Genomic DNA, 17,285 nt, shown 5'->3' with positions numbered 1-17,285 from the left:
AAAAGGCGGAACATGGTGGACTGTCCGAGCGTTGATGCGTCAGGAAATAAAAGCCCCGAAAAGGGGACCCGAGGAGTCACCTGAATGAAAAAACTGTCAATTCTGGCGGCTGGACTGCTGGCGGCAATCGTCATACCGGCAGTCGCGGAGGCGGCGCCCGCCTATTCTACCGCCAATGTGAACATGCGGTCCGGCCCAAGCACGCGCTATCCGGCCGTCATCGTTATCCCCTACGGCGCCCGCGTGGATATCAAGGGCTGCATGCAGACCGCCAACTGGTGCGACGTTTCCTATGCCGGATACCGGGGCTGGGTATCAGGTACCTATCTGCAGGCGCTCTACTCGCAGCGACGGGTTTATGTCGGTCCGGAATACTATCGTCCGCTCGGTATTCCGATTATCACCTTCTCGATAGACAACTATTGGGACCGTTACTATCGCAGTCGCGACTTTTATCGTGATCGTGACCGGTGGCGCGACGATTATCGTCCTCGTCCGCCGCGTTATGACGACGGCGACTGGAACCGCCCTCGTCCGCCGCGCTACGACCCCGATTACAACGCTGATCGCTGGGATCGTCCGCCACCGCGTTATGACAGGAATGATGACAACAACTGGAATCGGCCGCCGCGGCGGGAGGAAGAGAACCGGAATCGCCCGCCACCGGCGCGGCATGACGGCGCGCGCGACAATCAGCCGCCTCGCGCCGAGGAGCCTCGTCCGCCACGCGAGCAGGGTGGAGTGAGGCGCAACAGATGCGTCATCCCCGGCTCGTCGGAATGTGGGCGTGAAGGCAGCGATTGATATCAGTTTCCGAAAAACTATCCAGATGGCGGCCGCAAGGCCGCCATTTTTGTACATGCGCTGTCAGCGCAGCGCGCGTGGTGCGGAAGGTTTATACGCGGCATCGGCCGGCAGGTTGCGGGAGAACAGGCATCGCATGCTCTTCGAGTTCCTTAATAACGGCCCCAGGAACCTGAGCATGGCCGTCCGGCTACAATCCCAGAGGCCGAACCTTTGAGAGCGAATGGGGAAGGCCTTCAACCTCCGAGGCGCCGCGCGAGCCCATCGACGATCAGTTTCGTCAAGGCCTCGTAATCGCCATCGAAATGATGACCGCCTTCCAGCCGGATAACCTCGACGGGGGTTCCCTGGAGAGCCGGGCAGGCATCTTCATCGTCGTCTGCGCCGTAAAGGCACTGAACGATCTTTGGATCGATCTTGCGGATGTCATCCACCGGATCGCCGGCTCCCGAGCCGCCGCTGGCGCCAAGCCAGCCGGATACGGAGATTTCCCAGTCGATCTCGTGGGAAAGTCCGAGCAGGCTTAGCTGGATGATGCTGCTCTTCGCCTTGTCGCTGAGGCCGTTGTAGCTTGCGGGCAGGATGTCCGCTCCGAAGGAATAGCCGATCAGGAGAACATGACGGACGTTCCAGCGCTTTTTGTAGGCGTGAATGATGCGTTCGAGATCGGCGGATGTTTCGACAGCGGTGCGCGCCGACCAGAAATAGCGTAGCGAATCGACGCCAACGACCGGAACGCCGCCTTTCTGCAGAAAGCCCGCGATCTCGCTATCGATGTCGCGCCAGCCGCCGTCGCCGGAATAGATGATGGCCATGGTATCGCGTGCCGGCGTGGCATCAAGGATCGAGAGCGGCAGGCCGAGCGGCGATTCGGTTTGGCTCTCGGCGGCGATGAGTTCGTCCAGCGTGGCGCTCAACGCCGTGATGGCATCGTCCTTGCCATCTCTCACATCGATGTCAGGGTGTTTGCTCACCAACGCGCTCACATGGTCGCGTCCATCGGAGGGGGCTGCCGGGGTGAATATCACGGTCGCCGGGTCCGGCAGTTCGCCGTCCGTCAGGCCGTAGATCATATGGTCGCCCTGCGCCGTCTTGTCGGCCGGTGTGCAGAGTTCCTTGATGAGGGGGATACTGGCCTCGGGATCGACGGCTAGGGTCTGTCCGATGGTGGCCTGCGGCGTCTGCGCGAGGATGGCCAGCGCCATGGTGCCGCCGAGTCCGCGACCGGCGACAATCGGCTGCAAGACGGAAGCGTTGCCTGCCTCGCGTTGAACCTGATGGCTGAGCGATTCGATGTCCGAAACCGTGTAGATACAGTCGTCGGTGTCCTTGGCGAGCGACGCGAGATATCTCGGCGTGTCGATGCCGACGACGATCACACCGTTACCGCTCAGTCGTTCGGCCTCCTTCTGGTCCTGGTCCTGCCAGCCGGAAGCGTCCGATAGGAGAAAGATGACCGCTTGCGGGGTGTCTTCCGGCATCAGGATGAGCGGCGCGGGTATCATTCCGGTATCGAACTTTGCATCGTCCGCGAAAACCGGCGCGGAAAGGGTTGCCGCAGCCAGGAGCGCGGAGGCGGTCTTCATCAGCATCGTCTTCATCTCTTCACCACGCCTTTCAATCCGCCGCCGATCAGCAGGGTCGCATCGAGCAATGCGATGATCGGGTTGAGGCCGCCGGATACCGCAAGATAGCGCGGTTGCCACTCGGGATGGAACTTCGACTTGAAGGCACGCAGCCCCTTGAAATTGTAGTAGCGCTCGCCGTGTTCGAAGAATGTGTTGGCGATGCGATCCCAGGCGGGCGCCACCTCGCGCCGCGAAAGGCCGGCCAGCGGCGCCATGCCGAGGTTGAAATGCCTGTAACCCTCGTTCCTCAACTCGGTGAGCAGCTTTACGAAAAGAAGATCCATCGCGCCCTTCGGCGCATCGGGGGAAAAGCGCATGAGGTCGATGGATGCTTCTTCCTTGGTGTCGGTCAGCAGCATGTTGGCGAAGGCGACGATCCGTCCTTCGAAACGTAGCAGCGCGACCGGCTGCGCCAGCATGTATTCGTCGGTGAAGGTGCCAAGTGAAAAGCCCTTTTCCTTGGCGTTATGCTCGTCGAGCCAGGCGTCGGATACCGCGCGCAGATCTTCCAGAATTGTAGGCACCTGTTCGACCGGAACAATCTCGAAGCTCAGGCCGTCGCGTTCGGCGCGCGTTGCCGTCTGGCGCAATGTTGCCCAGCGTCCGCCCTTGAGGTCGAAGCGTTCTAGATCGACGAGTGCGCTTTCTCCGAGCTTGAAGGCCTGCATGCCGGCATCGGCGATGGCGGGCAGGAGAGCAGGGGAAGCCTGATAGAATACGGCGCGGCAGCCGGCAGCGCGCGCCGTTTCCACGAATTGCCACACAAGTTCCGCACGGGCCTTGCGCGGCCCGACAGGATCGAGAAAGGCGATGAAGGAGCGTCCCTGCTTGCCATACATGATGAAGGCGTCACCGTCGGGCGAGAACATCACCGCCTTGTCGCCGGTGCGCACCAGATTGGCGTCTGCGATATCCTGTGTGGCGACGATGGCGATGGCCTTCGCAATGGCGTCCGGGTCCGATGGCGCAACCGGCAGGGAGGCGGGTCGCAGAAGGCCGAAAAGGGCAAGGGTGGAAGACAGGATCGCAAGACCCAGCATGGCGCGCAACGAGCGGGGTGCATCCGCCTCGAATTCGAACTGCCACCAGAGATTATGGCTGTATTCGACATCGCGATAGACGAACAGCATGACCACCACGGCGCCGATGCAGAGTACTGCAATGGCCAGCAGCCATGAAGACGTCAGCGCCTGACGGAAGAGCGACGCGGGCCTTACAAACAGCCGGCGGCTGGCTAAAAGGCCTAAGATCAGAACGGCGAGCATGGATGCCTCGACGATCGCCACGGCCTTCAGGAGAGAAAGCACCAGCGCCGCGCCGGCTGCAATGAGGGTCGTCCACCAGGCTCCATCGAGGCGTTGGGACAGACCGCGTGCTGCGATGACCAGCAGGAGGCCGGTGAGGCTTGCAAGGAAATGCGCTCCTTCCACGATCGGGAGCGGCAGGAAACCGGCGAGGAATTCGAGGTTGTCGCTTGGTGTTGGCGTGACGCTCGACACGATCAGCATGGCCCCCAGAATGAAGGTCAGCGTAGCCAAAAGCAGGGGAGCGATCCTGGAGGCGGTGCGCACCATGCCGGCGGGAAGTTGCTTGTCGGCGACATGACGCAGTTCCGTGATGGTGACAAGAACGATGGCGATCAGCAGCGGCAGTACATAGTAGATCAGCCGGTAGGCAATGAGAGCCGCGAGGATCTGGTCGGTGCCGACCTGGCCGCCGAGCGCCGCAACCATCACGGTTTCGAAGACGCCGATGCCGGCCGGCACATGGCTGACAATGCCGAGACCGATGGCGACGGCGTAGATGGCGAAGAAGGCGGGCCAGGAAATGGCTGCGCCGACCGGCAGCAATGCATAGACCACCGAGGCCGAGAAGGCGATGTCGACGACGGTGACAAGGAATTGACGCGACAGGGTACGGGAATCGACGAAGCGGAAGACGGAGCCAAAGGCCGAATTGCGGCCGATGCGTGCGATCACGAAGGCAAGTCCCAATCCTGCAAGGATGAGAATAGCCAATGTCTGCAGCCAGACCGGATCGAGCCCGACGAGCGGCGCTATTTCCGGTGACATGGGGATCAGGGCAACCGCGGTTATGATCGTCAGGCCGAGCGAAAACGACAGCGTCACGAAAGCGATGATGCGGGCGATCTCGTCCGGGGCAAGGCCTGCGCGTGCATAGGCGCGATAACGGATCGCGCCGCCCGAGAGCGCGCCAAAGCCTGCGACGTTGCCGACGGCATAGGCGCTGAAAGCTGTAAGGGCCACTTCGCCGAGAGGACGCTTCCTGCCAATGAAGGACAGGGCATTCCAGTCGTAGAGGCACAACGTGGCAAAGCTCAGAACCGTGAAGAACACGGCAAGAAGGATCGAGGACGGGCTGGTCGCGGCCAGCCCGCGGACGACGTCGTCGTAACTCACCTCTTCGGTCAACCGGTATATGGCGAAGCCGACTAGTGCGAAGACAAAAACCGTCAGGACCGCCGCCAGAGGCTTCGCATATCGGGCCAGCCGGCCGTGGCGCCGGTCGAGCGCATCCTCGGTTTCGTCCGGTCCGAAGGCTGTATTATCGTCTCTTGCGCTCGAACTCATGGGTCCTCGTTCCGGCCGGTGGCGTTGTCCCTGGAACCGGCTGCCACCATCTTCATCCGGTTCGCAGGCTGCGGGTCGCATGCTTGTCACTGCAATTTGCGCCAAATTATGGCGGCCGCCGCAAGGCTTCCTAAGTTCGCCAGAGGTTCGCCGCGGGCGTACCGTCCAGTTCGAAATGGGCGTTGCGCCAGCTTCGCTTATTCGCTAAAAGCCCCGCAACCAAGAGCCTTTCGGGGCGCAACATCTTTTGCCGGACTTCCGGCGCATGGCAAGGGCATACGGTCAAGGCAATGGCACGCATCGTGATGAAATTCGGCGGAACATCCGTCGCCAATCTCGAACGCATTTATAACGTTGCCCGACATGTCAAACGCGAGGTCGATGCCGGCCACGAGGTGGCGGTCGTCGTCTCGGCCATGTCCGGCAAGACCAACGAGCTCGTCGACTGGGTGCAGAACATGCCGAAAGTTGCCGGTGCTGCATCACCGTTTTATGACGCTCGCGAATATGACGCCATCGTCGCTTCCGGCGAGCAGGTGACGTCGGGCCTTCTGGCCATCGCGCTGCAGTCGATCGGGGTGAACGCTCGTTCCTGGCAGGGTTGGCAGATCGCAATCAAGACCGACAACGCCCATGGCGCGGCCCGCATTCAGGAAATCGACGGCTCCGACATCATTCGCCGCATGGGTGAAGGTCAGGTGGCGGTGGTTGCCGGTTTCCAGGGCATCGGCCCGGACAACCGCATCGCGACGCTCGGTCGCGGCGGCTCCGACACTTCGGCCGTGGCGATTGCCGCAGCCGTCAAGGCTGACCGCTGCGACATCTACACCGACGTCGATGGCGTCTATACCACGGACCCCCGCATCGAGCCGAAGGCTCGCCGCCTGAAGAAGGTTGCTTTCGAGGAAATGCTCGAAATGGCCTCGCTCGGCGCAAAGGTCCTGCAGGTGCGCTCGGTCGAGCTCGCCATGGTCCACAAGGTGCGCACTTTCGTGCGCTCGAGCTTCGAAGATCCCGATGCGCCGGGCATGGGCGATCTTTTGAACCCGCCCGGCACGTTGATTTGCGATGAGGATGAGATCGTGGAACAGGAAGTCGTCACCGGTATTGCCTACGCCAAGGATGAAGCGCAGATCTCGCTGCGTCGGCTCGCCGACCGTCCGGGCGTTTCCGCTGCGATCTTCGGGCCGCTGGCCGAGGCGCACATCAATGTCGACATGATCGTTCAGAACATCTCCGAAGACGGTTCGAAGACCGACATGACCTTCACCGTGCCTTCCGGCGATGTGGACAAGGCGCTTGCCGTGCTTTCCGAAAACAAGGAGAAGATCGGCTTCGACGTCGCCCAGAGCGAAAAGGGACTGGTCAAGGTTTCGGTGATCGGCATCGGTATGCGCAGCCATGCCGGCGTTGCCGCCACCGCTTTCCGGTCGCTTGCCGAAAAGGGCATCAACATCAAGGCCATCACCACCTCCGAGATCAAGATTTCCATCCTGATCGACGGTCCTTATGCCGAACTCGCAGTTCGGACTTTGCATTCCTGCTACGGCCTCGATAAGAATTGATTCCATAAAGCGGAATCGCCATCCTCGCCGGTCTGACCCCGCGGGCGGCGAGAACGCCCGACCAACGATGTATTCGGGAGCATGCCGGCGATGAGAGACCTTTCCGCGGGTCCACGCGTCCTCCTCAAGCGGTTGCGCGAACTTATGGCGGAACCGCTGGAGCCGCAGGAGCGGCTTGACCAGATCGTTCGCCAGATCGCGAGCAACATGGTCGCGGAGGTGTGTTCCGTCTACGTGCTCAGAGCGGACGGGGTTCTCGAACTTTACGCGACGGAAGGTCTCAACAAGCAGGCCGTGCACCTTGCACAGCTCAAGATGGGGCAGGGTCTCGTCGGTACGATTGCCGCTTCGGCGCAACCTCTCAACCTGTCAGATGCCCAGGCGCATCCCGCCTTCCGATATCTGCCGGAGACGGGCGAGGAAATCTATCATTCCTTCCTCGGCGTGCCGATTCTTCGCGCCGGCCGCAGTTTGGGCGTTCTCGTCGTTCAGAACAAGGCGCAACGCAACTATCGGGAGGACGAGCTTGAAGCGCTCGAAACCACCGCCATGGTGCTGGCCGAGATGATCGCGACCGGCGAACTGAAAAAGATCACCCGCCCGGGTCTCGAACTCGATCTCACGCGTGCCGTCACGATCGATGGTGACAGCTATTCCGAAGGCATCGGGCTTGGTCATGTCGTGCTTCACGAGCCGCGCATCGTCGTTACCAATCTTCTCAATGAGGACAGCGAAAAGGAAATCCGGCGTCTCGCCGATGCGATCGGCTCCCTCAGGCTATCCATCGACGACATGCTGTCCCGCCGTGAGGTTTCCATGGAAGGCGAGCATCGCGAGGTGCTCGAGACCTACCGCATGTTTGCGCATGACCAGGGCTGGGTGCGCCGCATGGAAGAGGCGATCCACAATGGCCTGACGGCCGAGGCGGCTGTCGAGAAGGTGCAGAGCGACACCAAGGCGCGGATGATCCGCCTGACGGACCCCTATCTCCGCGAGCGCATGCATGATTTCGACGATCTGGCGAACCGGCTCCTGCGCCAGTTGACCGGCTTCTCGCCGCGCACCGTGGCAGACGGGTTCCCGGCCGACGCGATCATATTTGCGCGTGCCATGGGCGCTGCGGAACTGCTGGATTACCCACGCGCCAACCTGCGCGGACTGGTGCTGGAAGAAGGCGCGGTGACCAGCCACGTCGTTATCGTCGCACGCGCCATGGGCATTGCCGTGGTCGGGCAGTCGGCGGGTGCCGTGGCGCTTGCCGAAAACGGCGATCCCGTCATCATCGACGGTGACGACGGCAAGGTGCATATCCGCCCGATGGCCGATTTGCAGAAGGCCTATGAGGAAAAGGTCAAGCTTCGTGCGAGGCGGCAGGAACAGTTTCGCGCCTTGCGGGATATCGAACCTGTTACCCGGGACGGAAAGCGTATCAAGCTGCAGATGAATGCCGGCCTTCTGGTCGATCTGCCGCAGCTTGCCGATTCCGGCGCGGAAGGCATCGGCCTGTTCCGCACGGAACTGCAGTTCATGATCGCCTCCACCATGCCGAAGGGCGAGGAGCAGGAAAGCTTCTATCGCAGCGTCCTGAAACAGGCGGGTGGTCGGCCGGTCACCTTCCGCACGCTGGATATCGGTGGCGACAAGGTGGTTTCCTATTTCCGCGGCCACGAAGAAGAAAACCCGGCGCTCGGCTGGCGGGCGATCCGCCTGTCTCTCGACCGGCCCGGCCTCCTGCGCACCCAGTTGCGGGCGCTGCTCAAGGCTGCAGCAGGCGCTGAACTCAAGATGATGCTGCCGATGGTGACGGAGGTGGCGGAAATCCGGGCCGTGCGCGAACTCATGCAGAAAGAGGTGCAGCACCTCTCGAAGTTCGGCCACCTGTTGCCCAAGAAGCTGCAGTTCGGCGCGATGCTCGAAGTTCCGGCGCTTCTCTGGCAGCTCGACGAGTTGATGGAGGAAGTCGACTTCGTTTCGGTGGGATCGAACGACCTGTTCCAGTTCTCGATGGCGGTCGATCGTGGCAATGCACGTGTATCCGATCGTTTCGACGTGCTCGGGCGTCCATTCCTGAGGATCCTCAGAGACATCGTTCGGGCCAGCGAGCGGTACCAGACGCCGGTGACGCTCTGCGGCGAGATGGCAGGCAAGCCAATTTCGGCAATGGCCCTGCTCGGGCTCGGTTTCCGGTCGATTTCGATGTCGCCGACGGCGATCGGCCCGATCAAGGCAATGCTGCTCGGGCTCGATATTTCCAAACTGTCGGAGTTGCTGGAGCCTGCACTGGATGACCATCATTCGCAACAGCCGCTGCGCGACCTGCTCGTAAAATTCGCAGCGGATCACAATATTCCTCTCTGACCTTATGAATGTGGAGTGACGAAGGGTGGCGAAGCTTCCTGTCGAGAAAATGCGCGAACTCGAACGCCGTTTCGGCGAGATAGAGGCACGCATGTCCGCAGGGCCAGCGGCTGATGTCTATGTGAAGCTCGCCTCCGAATATGCTGAACTGCAGCCAGTCGTCCGCAAGATCCGCGATTATGAGGGTGCGCTTTCCGAGGTGGCGGGTTTGAAGGCGATGCTGGCGGACAAGGGCACCGACCGCGACATGCGCGATCTAGCCGAAATGGAACTGCCGGAGGTCGAGGAGCGCATCGAGGCGCTGGAGAAGGATATCCAGATCCTGCTTCTGCCCAAGGATGCGGCGGACGAGAGGAGCGCCATCCTCGAAATCCGTGCCGGCACGGGCGGCTCGGAAGCTGCTCTCTTCGCCGGCGATCTTTTCCGGATGTACGAGCGCTTCGCCAGTTCCAAGGGCTGGAAGGTCGAGGTGCTCTCCTCCAGCGAGGGGGAAGCCGGTGGTTACAAGGAAATCATCGCGACGATCACCGGACGCGGCGTGTTCTCCAAGCTGAAGTTCGAATCCGGCGTGCACCGGGTGCAACGCGTTCCCGAGACGGAGGCGAGCGGACGCATCCACACCTCCGCCGCGACGGTTGCCGTGCTGCCGGAGGCGGAGGAGATCGACATCGAGATCCGGCCCGAAGACATCCGCATCGATACGATGCGTGCGTCCGGCGCAGGCGGCCAGCACGTCAATACGACCGATTCCGCCGTTCGTATCACCCATCTTCCGACGGGGCTGGTCGTGACCTCCTCGGAAAAATCGCAGCACCAGAACCGCGCCAAGGCGCTGCAGGTTCTGCGCTCGCGGCTTTACGACATGGAACGGCAGAAGGCGGATAGCGAACGTTCGGCCGACCGCAAGAGCCAGGTCGGCTCCGGCGACCGGTCAGAACGTATCCGCACCTACAATTTTCCGCAGGGGCGGGTGACGGATCACCGCATCAACCTGACCCTCTACAAGCTTGATCGCATGATGGTGGGCGAAATCGACGAGATGGTCGATGCGTTGATCGCCGACTATCAGGCGGGGCAGCTTGCCCAGCTTGGCGAAGTGTCGTGAGCGAGGAAGCAGAAAAGGCCGGTCCTGATACCGTCGGGAGCCTGATTGCCGAAGCAAGGCAGCGGTTCGCCGCAGCAGGTCTTGCCGATCCGGCGACGGATGCGCGGGTGCTGGTCAGTGGATTGTTGAGGCTTTCGGCGACGGCTGTCGTTCTTGGCGCCAATCAGCCGGTGGATGCCGAGCAGGCTATCGTTGTCCGCTCAGCAATTGACAGACGGGCAGTCCGCGAGCCAGTGCATCGCATCCTTGGTGAACGGGATTTTTATGGGCTTACCCTCAAGCTTTCGCCGGAAACGCTCGAGCCGCGTCCCGACACGGAGATCCTCGTCGATGCCATCCTGCCGCATCTCAGGCGTGTTGCGGCCAAGAAGGGCGGGGCGCTAATCCTCGATCTCGGCACTGGAAGCGGCGCGATCGCTTTGGCCCTTCTGAAAGAATGCGAGACCGCCCAAGCAACCGGGACGGATATTTCTGCCGGCGCCCTTACAATCGCCGCAAACAATGCCTATCTTAACGGCGTCGGTGAGAGATTTGAGGTGCTTGAAAGCGCCTGGTTCGAGAAGATCGAAGAACGACACTTCGACATCATCGTGTCAAATCCGCCTTATATACCCACAAAAGTGGTCCAAGCGCTTGAGCCCGAAGTCAGGGATTTTGATCCCGAACGGGCACTTGATGGCGGCCAGGATGGTCTTTTCGCTTATCGCGCGATCGCGGACAACGCGGTCTCGCATCTGGCGGAGGGAGGCGTTGTGGGACTGGAAATCGGTTACGATCAGAAGCAACCGGTCACCCAAATATTTGAGGCTAAAGGATTTTCCTTGCTCGACGCGCGGCAGGACTATGGCGGCAACGACCGGGTCCTGTTGTTTCATCCAAGGCGGACGTAACAAGTTTGCTGCGTATGCTAAGGATATTTTGCCTTTTTAAAGAAAAGGCTTGGTTTTCGCAATGAAGCGTAATAGCTTGCGGGCACGCAACGGGCAGCGGGGAATGAACGAAGATTCGTTCGGGTCTGGGGTCTGCTTCGATTTCCGCTCGTCACAGAGCTTCGCGGGGCGAGCAATCCCGGTGCGTAACTCAGTAAACTTGACTTTCACCAACGGCAAAGAAGCGGTGGCGCAATATGCCCGCGGCAGGCGCAGCCTTGGTCCGGTCCAACCAGAACCAGAAGCGCTGCCTTTTATCAGCACAACAGAAGAATTCAGGTGAATTATCGATGAGGCCAGGACAGCAGAACAAGCGTGGTCGGGGGCGTAACAACGGCGGCGGTGGCGGCGGTGGCGGAGGAGGAAACAACTTCAACCGCAAGGGTGCCAATCCTCTGACGAGGACCTATGACAGCTCGGGTCCCGACGTGAAGATTCGCGGTACGGCACAGCATATCGCCGAGAAGTATTCCGCTCTCGCACGCGATGCCCAGAGCGCCGGCGATCGGGTCATGGCCGAGAATTACCTGCAGCACGCTGAACACTACAACCGGATCATCGCTGCCGCCCAGGCGCAGATGCAGGAACGCTTCCAGCGGGACGACCGGGATGATCGCAATGATTTCGGTGACGACATCGACGGCATGGACGAACCGGTTGCCGTTTCCCAGCCACAGCATCAGCCGCAGCCGCAACAGCAGCGACCGGTCGAAATCGCCGGCTCCGGCCCGCAGCCGGTGATCGAGGAGATCCCCGCCGAAGTTGCCGCTGCCGTAGAGGAAAGCGAAGCGGAGGGAACCGCAGAGCGCCAGCCGCGTCGTCGCAGCGCTTCCAACCGCCCGCGTCGCCAGCCGCGCCGCGCCAACGCCGCCGGCGAAGCTGCCGAAGGCGCGGATGGTGCCGCCGCGGAGGCCGCGCCCGCGCTGGCAGAGGCCGCTTCGGAATAACGATCGCCGGATCTCTATCCAGCAATCTTGACGAATGAGAAACTCCGGTCTCCGACCGGAGTTTTTTCGTTTAAGCGCCTCTTTAAACGGTAAAAACCGCTTACCATATCTCGCTCGAAGGGATCATTCATCGTCCCCACGGCCCGCCTTATAGGGGGCCATCCTCAATCGCCGTCCTGTGCCGGTCCGGGCAGGACGGAAAACGGAGACTGGCTTATGAACATCGAAAAATATTCCGAGCGCGTTCGCGGCTTCCTGCAGTCGGCGCAGACCAATGCGCTTTCCGAAGGCCATCAGCAATTCACGCCCGAGCACGTCCTCAAGGTGCTGCTCGACGATGATCAGGGTATGGCGTCCTCGCTGATTTCCCGCGCCGGCGGCGACCCCAAGGAAGCGCGCATCGCCAATGATGCAGCGCTGTCCAAGCTGCCGAAGGTTTCGGGCGGCAATGGTCAGGTTTACCTTTCGCAGCCGCTGGCCAAGGTTTTCTCGACGGCCGAAGACGCTGCCAAGAAGGCCGGAGACAGCTTTGTCACCGTCGAACGGCTGCTTCTGGCGCTGGCGATCGAATCCTCGGCTTCGACTTCCGCCACACTGAAAAAGGCTGGTGTTACGGCCCAGGCTATCAATCAGGTCATCAACGAGGTCCGCAAGGGTCGGACCGCCGATAACGCAAATGCGGAGCAGGGCTTCGACGCGCTGAAGAAGTACGCTCGCGACCTGACTGCGGAAGCCCGTGAGGGCAAGCTCGATCCGGTGATCGGCCGCGACGACGAGATCCGTCGCACCATTCAGGTCCTGTCGCGGCGGACGAAAAACAATCCCGTACTGATCGGTGAACCGGGCGTCGGCAAGACGGCCATCGCCGAAGGTCTCGCTCTGCGTATCGTCAACGGCGACGTGCCGGAAAGCCTGAAAGACAGGCAGTTGATGGCGCTCGACATGGGCGCGCTGATTGCCGGCGCCAAGTATCGCGGTGAGTTCGAGGAACGGTTGAAGGCCGTTCTGAACGAGATCCAGGCTGAAAACGGCAATGTGATCCTGTTCATCGACGAGATGCACACGCTGGTGGGCGCGGGCAAGGCAGATGGCGCCATGGATGCTTCCAATCTGCTGAAGCCGGCTCTGGCGCGTGGTGAACTGCATTGCGTCGGCGCAACCACGCTTGACGAATACCGCAAGCATGTGGAGAAGGACCCGGCTCTGGCGCGGCGCTTCCAGCCCGTCATGGTCGAGGAGCCCACGGTCGAGGATACGATCTCGATCCTGCGCGGACTGAAGGAAAAATACGAGCAGCACCATAAGGTACGGATCTCCGACTCGGCGATCGTTGCGGCCGCCACCCTGTCGAACCGCTACATCACCGACCGCTTCCTGCCGGACAAGGCCATCGACCTGATGGACGAGGCGGCATCGCGTTTGAGGATGCAGGTGGACTCCAAGCCTGAAGAACTCGACGAGCTCGACCGCCGCATCATCCAGCTCAAGATCGAGCGCGAAGCCTTGAAGAAGGAAACCGATACCGCGTCCGCCGACCGGCTGGCGAAGCTCGAAACCGAACTGACCTCGCTGGAAGAACAGGCTGATGCCCTGACGGCCCGCTGGCAGTCGGAAAAGCAGAAGCTCGGGCTTGCCGCGGATCTCAAGAAGCAACTTGACGATGCACGCAACGAACTGGCGATTGCCCAGCGCAAGGGCGAGTTTCAGCGCGCCGGCGAGCTTGCCTATGGCGAGATCCCTAAGCTCGAAAAGCAGTTGACTGAAGCGGAGGCGAGCGACAGCAATGCTTCTTCTATGGTTCAGGAAGTCGTGACACCCGATGGGATCGCGCATGTCGTATCGCGCTGGACCGGTATTCCGGTCGACAAGATGCTGGAAGGCGAGCGCGAAAAGCTGCTCAGGATGGAAGACGAACTGGCGAAGTCGGTCGTCGGCCAGGGTGATGCCGTGCAGGCGGTTTCGAGGGCGGTTCGCCGTTCGCGTGCTGGCTTGCAGGATCCGAACCGGCCGATCGGCTCGTTCATCTTCCTGGGCCCCACGGGCGTCGGCAAGACTGAGCTGACCAAGTCGCTGGCGCGCTTCCTGTTCGACGACGAGACCGCGATGGTTCGCATCGACATGTCGGAATACATGGAGAAGCATTCCGTGGCCCGTCTGATCGGTGCGCCTCCCGGCTATGTCGGTTACGAGGAAGGTGGTGCGCTGACGGAGTCGGTTCGTCGCAAGCCTTATCAGGTCGTGCTGTTCGACGAAATCGAGAAGGCTCATCCGGATGTCTTCAACGTGCTCCTGCAGGTGCTCGATGACGGACGCCTGACCGATGGTCAGGGCCGCACCGTGGACTTCAAGAACACGATCATCATCATGACTTCGAACCTTGGCGCCGAATATCTGACCGGTCTTCGGGATGATCAGGACAGCGAAGCGGTTCGCGATCAGGTCATGAATGTGGTGAAGGCGTCGTTCCGGCCGGAGTTCCTGAACCGCGTCGACGAAATTATCCTGTTCCACCGGCTGCGCCGGAGCGAAATGGGCGCGATCGTCGATATCCAGCTGAAGCGCCTGACCGCGCTTCTGGCAGAGCGGAAGATCACCATCGACCTGCAGCCGGATGCACGCGAGTGGCTGGCGGATAAGGGCTACGATCCGGTCTATGGCGCGCGCCCGCTGAAACGCGTGATCCAGAAGTTCGTCCAGGACCCGATGGCCGAGCAGATCCTTTCCGGCTCGATCGCCGACGGTTCCACCGTCAAGGTCAGTGCCGGGTCGGACCGCCTGCTGTTCTCGACGGTGCGGAAGGTCAGCGAAGCAGCGTAAAACTGCTCATGGAAGGATGCGAAATACGGATGGCGGCCCTTGTGGCCGCCATTTTCGTTGTCCGCCCGACTTTGGCCTGACCCAGCTGGCTGGCAGTGTGACCCACCAGCTTACTCGAAACGTTGAGAGGGAGAATACTAATTGCTCGCCACTTCGGCGGGCTTGCCGCCCTGGGCCAGAAGCGCGTCGATGCGTTTGCGCTCGTCCTGGAAGCGGGCGAGTGCATCGCCTTCCAGCGATTTGCCGCCCGGCAGGCGAACCTTCATGGCGTCGACCTTGGTGCCGTTAACGATCAACTCGTAATGCAGGTGGGACCCGGTGGATTCCCCGGTCGAACCGACCCAGCCGATGACCTGACCCTGGGTGACCTTGGTGCCCGGGGTGATGCCCTTGGCGATGGCGCTCTGATGGTTGTAGGAGGATTCGTAGCCGTTGGCGTGACGAATGATCGTCTGATTGCCGTAACCCGAAGCCCAGCCCGCCTTCTCGACCACGCCATTGCCCGAGGCGATGATCGGGGTGCCACGCGGCGCGGCCCAGTCGGTACCGGTATGCATGCGCGAATAGCCGAGGATCGGATGCCGGCGCATGCCGAAACCGGAGGTCAGGCGACCGTTCGGAACCGGGCTACGCAACAGGAACTGTCGGACGCTCTTGCCAGTCTCGTCATAATAGTCGACCGAATTGTCGTCGGGGCTCTGGAAGCGATAGAAGGACGTGGTCGTATCCCCGAAACGTGTACGGACGTAAAGCAGTTCGCTTTCGTCGGTAGCGCGGCCGGTATCGTCCTGCACTGAAAAGCAGGCCTCCATCGTGTCTGTCGGCTTCAATTGCGCCTGAAAATCGACGTTTGCGGCCAGCAGGCGGATGACCAGAGACGTCATTTCTCTGCTCATGCCGTAGGAAAGAGCGGCACGATAAATGCCGTCATAGGCGCGAGGCAGGTCGCGGCCGGTGAGAACTGCCGGTGCCTGGTCATTGAATGCGGTTGCGACCGCGTCGAGCTTCGGCGGTTCTTCGCCCTGGACGAGCCGGCCGGCATCGTTGACCGCAAGAGTCACGACGTGGTTGCCCTTCCGGTAGAGGCTGATGCGCACGACGCGAACTTCTTCGCCGCGCTGAATGACGCCGATGCGCAATACATCGCCTTCATTGAGATCCTTCGAGCCTGCATGGGGTTCGAGTACCCGGGCGACATCCTCGGCCTTAGCCTTGGGATAGCCTGCGGCGATCATCACCGCGTCGATGCCCTGAGGGCGGCGGACCGGCAGGACATCGTCGGCATATTCCGGCGTATCCGGCGTCAGGAGTTCCGGTGCGGCGACCGTCATGTTCTGTTCGACGACGCGCGCGGTCAGGCCAGAAGCAATGTCCATCGTATCATCGTCGTCCGTGTCGAAGCGCCGCGGGTCGATGTAGTAGAGCGCGGCCACCTGGCTCGATCCATCCGTCAGCACCGAGCCGTTCGAGCGGACATTCTCCTCGACTTCATCGAAGGACATCTCGCCCGCGAAGGGATGCGTGCTCACGCCGGTGGGGAAGGGAACCGTCTTCAGACTGACTTCGGATTCGACGTCGGAACCGTAGAGCGTTCCGGTCCGGGTTGCGAGGGCTGCGGATTTTTCGTTGGTTGCGAAAATCGTCAGCGGGTCGAAAGGCGGATAGCTTTCCTGAACCTGGTAGTTGGCGGCCAGCCCCATCTTCACATGGGCGAAGGGCTGGCGGCGGACCACCTCGCGTTCGCCATCGTGGGTGACGGTCGGCACTTCAAGGATAGCCTTGTCGACGGGGCGGGCAGCGATCTTCGGACCGAACAGGCGAGAACCGCGCGTAACGGCTTCCGCCTGGGCATCGTCTCCACCGGTGACGGCAAAGGCTTCCGCCGGGATTGCCAGTTGCTGGCGCCCGTCGAGAGCGGCAAAGAGCGCCACACCCATAAGAATGCAGGAGGTGATGCCGGTCAGAAAGGTGCCGGAAAGCCAGCGTAGCGAGATCTCGCGCCGGTCCGGCGCCCGATGTCCATCGGCCAGAATCGGCGCTTCGCTACCTAGCGATCGCAGCATATTGCGGTCCGTCGTCATGCGGTCGGCATCCGTCCGTTCAAGGGGCGAGGTTCCGTTTTTCCAATCGCGGGTACATCTGCATATTTCGTTGCTCCCCGTCAAATCCGGCGGCGAAGCAGCGGGCATGCGCGCCTGTACGTATCTCTAGAACACCCAAATATGGAATTGACGGGACAGAAAGATGGCCAGTCCGTGGCTGCAGGCTCTAGTGCTGGCATCTCGATCCTGCATCGGCTCTGCTTCTCTCTAGAGGAGTTGGCTTTCGAGTGTCGTTTCCGGTGTTTTTGTCTGTGTTTCAGCTTTTGGGTTTGGCAGTATCGGCGGGGTGTTTGTGTGTATTCCAGGATTTTGTTTTATAATCAATGTGTTGTGTGATTTTTGTAATTTTTGTGATAGATGGTGTTGACTTGATTGAGGGGGTGGGATTATACATCCGCTCACTGACGAGGGCGGCGGCGCTGCTGGCGACGAAGTCTCT

General features: G+C 61.2%; 12 protein-coding genes. 8 read left to right on the top strand and 4 right to left on the bottom strand.

What is annotated here, in order from left to right; all coding sequences use genetic code 11:
• Positions 1 to 84 precede the first annotated feature (84 nt).
• On the top strand, positions 85 to 804 hold the full coding sequence (locus NBH21_RS25200) for an SH3 domain-containing protein (protein WP_250914783.1): 720 nt from the start codon (positions 85 to 87) through the stop codon (positions 802 to 804).
• Positions 805 to 1,040: 236 nt separating this feature from the next.
• On the opposite strand, the gene NBH21_RS25195 is transcribed toward NBH21_RS25200, so the two are convergent.
• Positions 1,041 to 2,405 carry an AcvB/VirJ family lysyl-phosphatidylglycerol hydrolase gene (locus NBH21_RS25195; protein WP_280924285.1) on the bottom strand — a complete coding sequence of 455 codons (1,365 nt, stop codon included), beginning with the start codon at positions 2,403 to 2,405 and terminating at the stop codon, positions 1,041 to 1,043.
• Entirely contained in the window at positions 2,402 to 5,023 is a 2,622-nt protein-coding gene (mprF, locus tag NBH21_RS25190) for a bifunctional lysylphosphatidylglycerol flippase/synthetase MprF (RefSeq protein ID WP_280924975.1), read from the bottom strand. The genes NBH21_RS25195 and mprF overlap by 4 nt, the downstream gene beginning before the upstream one ends.
• A gap of 290 nt (positions 5,024 to 5,313) precedes the next feature.
• Here mprF and NBH21_RS25185 point away from each other — a divergent pair, with 290 nt between their 5' ends.
• From NBH21_RS25185 to clpB, 7 genes are all read left to right on the top strand, one after another.
• A complete protein-coding gene (locus NBH21_RS25185) occupies positions 5,314 to 6,588 on the top strand; it encodes an aspartate kinase (protein ID WP_099059430.1) in 1,275 nt (424 codons plus the stop codon).
• 90 nt (positions 6,589 to 6,678) lie between these two features.
• A complete protein-coding gene (gene ptsP, locus NBH21_RS25180) occupies positions 6,679 to 8,946 on the top strand; it encodes a phosphoenolpyruvate--protein phosphotransferase (RefSeq protein ID WP_250914785.1) in 2,268 nt (755 codons plus the stop codon).
• A gap of 25 nt (positions 8,947 to 8,971) precedes the next feature.
• Positions 8,972 to 10,051: a peptide chain release factor 1 gene (prfA, locus tag NBH21_RS25175; protein WP_250914786.1), complete on the top strand. Its 1,080-nt coding sequence runs from the start codon at positions 8,972 to 8,974 to the stop codon at positions 10,049 to 10,051.
• Positions 10,048 to 10,941, top strand: coding sequence for a peptide chain release factor N(5)-glutamine methyltransferase (gene prmC, locus NBH21_RS25170; protein WP_250914787.1), 894 nt, complete (start codon positions 10,048 to 10,050; stop codon positions 10,939 to 10,941). Before prfA ends, prmC begins: the two co-directional genes overlap by 4 nt.
• Before the next feature lie 103 nt (positions 10,942 to 11,044).
• Positions 11,045 to 11,263, top strand: a complete 219-nt coding sequence (locus NBH21_RS25165; RefSeq protein WP_250914788.1) for a hypothetical protein — start codon at positions 11,045 to 11,047, stop codon at positions 11,261 to 11,263.
• A 7-nt stretch (positions 11,264 to 11,270) separates the two neighbouring features.
• Positions 11,271 to 11,927 carry a DUF4167 domain-containing protein gene (locus NBH21_RS25160; protein WP_250914789.1) on the top strand — a complete coding sequence of 219 codons (657 nt, stop codon included), beginning with the start codon at positions 11,271 to 11,273 and terminating at the stop codon, positions 11,925 to 11,927.
• A gap of 216 nt (positions 11,928 to 12,143) precedes the next feature.
• The gene (clpB, locus tag NBH21_RS25155; protein ID WP_250914790.1) at positions 12,144 to 14,744 is read left to right on the top strand and encodes an ATP-dependent chaperone ClpB; all 2,601 of its coding nucleotides are present in this window, start codon (positions 12,144 to 12,146) and stop codon (positions 14,742 to 14,744) included.
• 137 nt (positions 14,745 to 14,881) lie between these two features.
• Here the strand turns inward: clpB and NBH21_RS25150 are convergent, their stop codons facing one another.
• Both NBH21_RS25150 and NBH21_RS25145 read right to left on the bottom strand, forming a co-directional pair.
• Positions 14,882 to 16,825, bottom strand: coding sequence for a M23 family metallopeptidase (locus NBH21_RS25150; protein ID WP_250914791.1), 1,944 nt, complete (start codon positions 16,823 to 16,825; stop codon positions 14,882 to 14,884).
• A 277-nt stretch (positions 16,826 to 17,102) separates the two neighbouring features.
• Positions 17,103 to 17,285 (bottom strand): hypothetical protein (locus NBH21_RS25145; protein WP_252759595.1); only part of this gene is annotated, 183 nt, incomplete at its 5' end.

The organism is Ciceribacter sichuanensis (genome assembly GCF_024055605.1).
GTDB classification, from domain to species: Bacteria; Pseudomonadota; Alphaproteobacteria; order Rhizobiales; family Rhizobiaceae; genus Allorhizobium; species Allorhizobium sichuanense.
This window is presented reverse-complemented; position numbering and strand designations above follow the sequence as displayed.